Source organism: Massilia sp. UYP32 (genome assembly GCF_050434365.1).
Taxonomy (GTDB): Bacteria; Pseudomonadota; Gammaproteobacteria; order Burkholderiales; family Burkholderiaceae_D; genus Telluria; species Telluria timonae.
The window spans coordinates 1-1,365 of the sequence record NZ_JBNDIK010000070.1; the positions used below are offsets into that span (position 1 = coordinate 1).

1 protein-coding gene is annotated in these 1,365 nt (G+C 59.8%); it reads left to right on the forward strand.

Annotated elements, in window-relative coordinates:
* The first annotated feature begins 73 nt into the window (after positions 1 to 73).
* The gene (locus ABIB42_RS25890; RefSeq protein ID WP_429249214.1) at positions 74 to 1,324 is read left to right on the forward strand and encodes an IS256 family transposase; all 1,251 of its coding nucleotides are present in this window, start codon (positions 74 to 76) and stop codon (positions 1,322 to 1,324) included.
* Positions 1,325 to 1,365 lie beyond the last annotated feature (41 nt).

Genomic DNA, 1,365 nt, shown 5'->3' on the forward strand with positions numbered 1-1,365 from the left:
CGAGCCTGTCAGATTTTCTGTGTGGAACGGGGTCATGAAATAATCCCGAAAGGACTGTTCCATGACCGAAGTGATGACCACCAAAAAGCCCAAGAAACAGAAAGCCGCATACCCGTTCCCGGTCGAGCTGATCGACCAGTTGCTCGCCCAGGTCGAGAACAAGGACGCCGAATCGATCCTCGGTGAAGCTGGTCTGGCTGGGCAGCTCAAGAAGATGCTGGCCGAGCGCATGCTGTCGGCCGAGCTGAGCCATCATCTGGCCAGCGAGGGCGAAGGCAGCAAGAATCACCGTAACGGCAGCAGCCCGAAAAAGGTGCTGACGCCGGGCGGCGAACTTCATCTGGACATCCCACGTGATCGCTTGTCGAGCTTCGAGCCCAAACTGGTCGCCAAGCACCAGCGGCGCATGCCGGGTTTCGACGATCACGTCATCAGCATGTACGCGCGCGGCATGAGCGTGCGCGAAATCCAGAGGCATTTGCTGGAGCTGTACGGCACCGAAGTATCGCCGGACCTGGTTTCGACCATCACCGACGAGGTTCTCGAAGAGGTCACGCAATGGCAGCAGCGGCCGCTTGAAGCGATGTACCCGATCGTCTATTTCGATGCGCTGCGCCTGAAAATCCGCGACGAAGGCACCGTCAAGAACAAGGCTGTTTATCTCGCCCTTGGCATTCGTGCCGACGGCCGCAAGGAAGTGCTGGGCCTGTGGATCGAGCAAACCGAAGGCGCCAAGTTCTGGCTGAAGGTCTTCAACGAACTGAAGAATCGAGGACTGGAGGACATCCTGATCGCCGTCGTCGATGGCCTGCGCGGCTTCCCCGAGGCCATCGAGGCCGTGTACCCGCAAGCGCAGATCCAGACCTGCATCGTGCACCTGATCCGCAATTCGACGACGCTGGCAGCGTGGAAGGACCGCAAGGAGCTTGCGGCGGCCTTGAAACCCGTCTACCAAGCCGCCAATGCCGATCTGGCTGAAGCGGCGCTGGACGCCTTTGCGGCCGGGCCATGGGGCACCAGATTCCCGACCGTGGCCGCCATGTGGCGGCGCCAGTGGCAGCAGGTGATTCCCTTCTTCGCCTATCCGCCAGAAGTGCGCACGATCATCTACACCACCAACGCCATCGAGAGCCTGCATATGCGCCTGCGAAAGATCGTCAAGAACCGCGGCCACTTCCCCAGCGACGAAGCGGCGACCAAATTGCTGTACCTGGCCTTGCGCAATATCGAGAAAGATTGGAAGATGCCGCAGCGTACCTGGAAGCAGGCCGCCAACCAGTTCGCCATCATGTTCGGCGAACGCTTCACGAACGCAATTACCTAACTACGAATTCTGGCCCCGCACACAGAATTTCTGACAGGTCC

Excerpts from the sequence above, each read along its gene's own strand:
- ABIB42_RS25890 (WP_429249214.1), top strand. The coding sequence starts at position 74 with ATGACCACCAAAAAGCCCAAGAAACAGAAAGCCGCATACCCGTTCCCG.